Raw genomic sequence first — 3,887 nt, 5'->3', positions numbered from 1 at the left:
CCTGATCGAACGTGGCCTCACACCCCTCATCTTTGAAAACGGTGCGGAAGTGGGTGCGGCCGTTCGCAAGTGGGGGCACATCCGACTCTTCTCTTCGTGGCAGCACAACATTGATCCGGCGTCGCGGCGCCTGCTCGAAGCCACCGGATGGACCGAACCCCGTCTGACATCCCTGCCCTACGGTGCTGAGCTCGTGGATAAGTATTTGGCGCCTTTGGCAGCCATCCCCGCTGTTCAGGCGGCGCTCCGCCTTTCCTCCACCGTGACGGCCGTGAGCCGGGTGGGCATGGACAAAACCCACTCCCGCGGCCGGGATGAGCAGCCTTTCCTGGTTCGGGTGGAATCCGCGGACGGGGTGGTGGTCGATCACCACGTGCGCGCCGTCGTCGACACCTCCGGCACGTGGGCGCAGCCCAACCCCCTTGGCCAGGCCGGCCTGCCTGCACCTGGCGAGAGCGAAGCCGTCGCGGCCGGGCTCATTGCCGAACCCCTGCCGGATGTCACCGGTGCTGACCGGGCCAGATTTGCCGGCAGGCATGTGCTGGTCATTGGTGCCGGCCACTCAGCCGCCAACACCCTCATTGCCCTGGGCCAGTTGGCCAAGAACGAACCGGGCACCCGGATCAGTTGGGCAGTCCGCGGCGCCGATGCCTCGCGTCTTTACGGCGGCGGAGACCTCGACGGCCTGCCGGCCCGGGGCCAGCTCGGCACCCGCCTGCGCGGCCTGGTCGAAGACGGATACGTCGAACTGCACACCTCCTTCACCGCCACCTCATTCGCAGTTGGCGATGGCTTGGCCGTCACCGGCTCCACCCCCAACGGGAACCTGACCCTGAATGTGGACGTGCTGATCCCCGCCACGGGATTCCGCCCCGATCTGGACATCCTGCGGGAAATCCGTCTGGAACTGGACCCCATTGTGGAGGCGCCACGGGATTTGGGGCCGATGATCGATCCCGAATTCCATTCCTGTGGGACGGTCCCGGCCCACGGAGCTGCAGTCCTGGCCCACCCGGACAAGGACTTCTACATTGCCGGGATGAAGTCCTACGGCCGCGCCCCCACTTTCCTGCTCGCCACCGGGTACGAACAGGTTCGCTCCATCGCCGCCGCCCTGGCCGGCGACCAAGCTGCTGCCAACCAAGCCCACCTCGAACTGCCAGAGACAGGCGTCTGCTCCACCGACCTTGGTGGCAGCTGCGATCTCCCGCCAGCAAACGGCACGGAACTAGACGAGGCGGCAGATTCCTGCTGCGGCGCTCCCGCCGAGGACACTGCATCTGCGGAGGAAGCACCAGCCGCTTGCTGCGCCGCACCGGAACCAGTTCTCCTTGGAATCCCCACCGGATTGGCCCACGGCCGCTCCGCCGCCAGCACCGACTAAGTTGACGCCGCCCCGACCTGCCCCAATCATGTAGGGTCGGGTGAAACAGGCCACAGGGGGAAAAGTGAATCATGTACCGGTTCGGCTCGCCACGGCATTGATGATCACGGCTTGTCTGTTGACAGGATGCTCGGGGCAGACAGGGATCAAGGCACTCGACCGTGACGCCACACCCGAAGATGCCTTGCCTGCATTCGTCACGGTCCCCGATCCTGCCAATCGTGACACCGCGCGGCTCCTGGCAACCCGCGATGGGGTCCGCTATTTCATTGCGGAAAGCGATGACTCCAAGACAGCTTGCCTCGCAGTAGTTCCGCCGGGCGACTCCCCCGGCTGGCATTCGGGATGCGGCCAAAATACCGGCCCTGGCAAGATTTTGGAGTTGCAAGGAGCGGGCGGGGCAACGGCATCACTCCTGGCGGATGATTCCGATCTGGGAAAACTGGAATCTGGGTGGACCCAGCTCACGGACAACATTCTCGTGCCAAATCCGTAGTCATGGTGGTGCGATCCAAGATGGTGCCACGACCTGTGGTCCCTTAAGGAAAATCGCACACCCCGAGGGGTCCGGCCAACGTGTCAATATCGGTCCTTTTCGCTCTCGTCACCTTTGCTGCACAGCGGCCCGCAACGCTGCCTCGACGGGGGCAGTGCCGTCTTCCGTTGCCAAGGCTGCCGCGAGCTGACGTGCATGTGCGGCGTAGGCCGGTGTCGCAATGGCCTGCGTGATCGCGATAGCCAGCCGTTCGGCGCTGAGTGCCTTGTAGGGAACCGGTTTCGGACCGGCGCCGAGGGCCGTGATCCGCGCGGCCCAGAACGGTTGGTCCGTATAAATCGGCACGCTCACCGTCGGCACACCCGCACGCAACCCTGCCGCGGAGGTCCCCGCTCCCGCATGGTGGACCACCGCGGCCATCTGCGGGAACAGCCAATCGTGCGGCACGGCTCCGATGCTGAGAGCCTCGGGCCCGGAGACGCCCTGGACGCCTTGAAGTACCGCGCGCACCCCTGCACGGCGCGCAACGTCGAGCATGAAGTCGGCGTCCAGGGCCGCGCTGCTGCCGAAGCCGATAAAGACCGGGGGCGGACCGTCCGCGAGAAATTCGACCAGTTCCGCGGGCGGCTGCCAGCCCGGCTCGCCATCCGGCCACCAGTAGCCCGTCATGGTGAGTCCCGATCGCCAGTCCGCCGGACGCGGAAATACTGTGGGGCTAATGCCGTGGAGAACGGGACTGTTGGCTTTTCTTCGGGTGCGGTCGGATGCGGACCGGGCCCTTTCAGGCAGGCCAAGCACCTGTCGAATGCGGGCGCTCGGAGCGTCGTAGGGCGCCTTCCCGGCGGATATCAAGGACCCGAGCAGCTTGTTGCCGACCGGGCCCAGGCTGCGGGCTGATCCCAGAACCACGGGCGGGTACGCAGCACTGGGTTCGGTCGGCTGCAGGTGGGCGCCAAGGACGGGGATGCCAAGGGCCTCGGCCACGTCGTACGCGTACGGGGAGATCGCATTGGCCATGATCACGTCGGCACCAGCTTCAGCCGCGGCCAGCGTGCCGGTCGCGGCCAGCTCCATGTAGTCGCCGAGCTCGCTCATGTACCGGCGCAGATCCGCTCCTGTCGGCTTCTTCCCCGGCGCGGCTGGGCTGACCAAATGGCTCATGTCGCCGGGCAGTTCACGGTATTCGCACCCGGCCGCGGTGACCAGCGATGAATAGGCGGCATTCGCCCCAATCGCGACGTCCAGGCCCATGGCTTGAAGCCTGCTGCCGAGCCCGGCCATCGGGGCGACATCTCCCCGCGTCCCTGGCGTAATCATGAGTACTCGCATGCCATTCCTCATTCCAGTAAATTGCGATCACTGTTCGCAATTTAGAATATAGTGAAATGGATGCAGATCATAACCAAGGCGCTCGGACGAAAGTTGGAACAGGCATGCCGTCCCATGACCCCATTGACCTCTGGCGGCGGCCGGAGCGTTCCGGCGTCGGCCCGAAACCGGAGCACTCACGGGCGGGGATTGCCGCGGTGGCGATCGAGATCGCCGACCGGGACGGCCTGGCGGCGGTATCCATCCGCGGTGTGGCTGCCGGCCTCGGTGCTGGGGCGGCCTCCCTGTACAGGTACCTGAAATCGCACGCCGAGCTCATCGAACTCATGATTGACACTGTCAGTGGGGAATACGACCTTGCTCCCTCCCATGAACCGCCTCCGGTCCAACTGCTGAATCTGGCACGGCAGGGCCGGTCCATCATGCATCGGCACCCGTGGCTTGCACCGCTGCTGCTGACCCGCCCGTCAATGGGACCCAACGCTCTTGGATATCTGGAGCGTGCCCTCTCCGCGCTGGAGACGGTGGACTTGCCCGGTCCCGCCAAACTGCAGGCCGTGGCCATGATGACCGCCATCGCATCCGCCTTCGTCCAAAATGAGCTCGCAGCAGCCGGCGACTCCGCGGCGGACCCCGACGGGGCAATGGCGCGCCCGCTGTATCTCGCCGACGCAGCCC

4 protein-coding genes are annotated in these 3,887 nt (G+C 65.7%); 3 read left to right on the top strand and 1 reads right to left on the bottom strand.

Annotated elements, in window-relative coordinates; all coding sequences use genetic code 11:
* Position 1 precedes the first annotated feature (1 nt).
* Together ACT3TS_RS19395 and ACT3TS_RS19390 are read left to right on the top strand one after the other, a co-directional pair.
* On the top strand, positions 2–1,384 hold the full coding sequence (locus ACT3TS_RS19395; protein ID WP_444533170.1) for a flavoprotein: 1,383 nt from the start codon (positions 2–4) through the stop codon (positions 1,382–1,384).
* A gap of 64 nt (positions 1,385–1,448) precedes the next feature.
* Positions 1,449–1,880, top strand: coding sequence for a hypothetical protein (locus tag ACT3TS_RS19390; RefSeq protein ID WP_444533169.1), 432 nt, complete (start codon positions 1,449–1,451; stop codon positions 1,878–1,880).
* Positions 1,881–1,988: 108 nt separating this feature from the next.
* On the opposite strand, the gene ACT3TS_RS19385 is transcribed toward ACT3TS_RS19390, so the two are convergent.
* Positions 1,989–3,209, bottom strand: a complete 1,221-nt coding sequence (locus ACT3TS_RS19385) for a glycosyltransferase (protein ID WP_444533168.1) — start codon at positions 3,207–3,209, stop codon at positions 1,989–1,991.
* 104 nt (positions 3,210–3,313) lie between these two features.
* On the opposite strand from ACT3TS_RS19385, the gene ACT3TS_RS19380 reads away from it, so the two are divergent.
* The coding region (locus ACT3TS_RS19380) for a TetR/AcrR family transcriptional regulator (protein ID WP_444533167.1) at positions 3,314–3,887 on the top strand (574 nt) is incomplete at its 3' end.

It is taken from the genome of Specibacter sp. AOP5-B1-6, assembly GCF_052376555.1.
Lineage (GTDB): Bacteria > Actinomycetota > Actinomycetes > Actinomycetales > Micrococcaceae > Specibacter.
Note: the sequence above shows the minus strand (reverse complement) of the source record. Positions and strands in the feature narration are given on the sequence as shown.

Coding starts and splice junctions, on each gene's coding strand:
- ACT3TS_RS19385 (WP_444533168.1), bottom strand. CDS start 3,209: ATGCGAGTACTCATGATTACGCCAGGGACGCGGGGAGATGTCGCCCCG.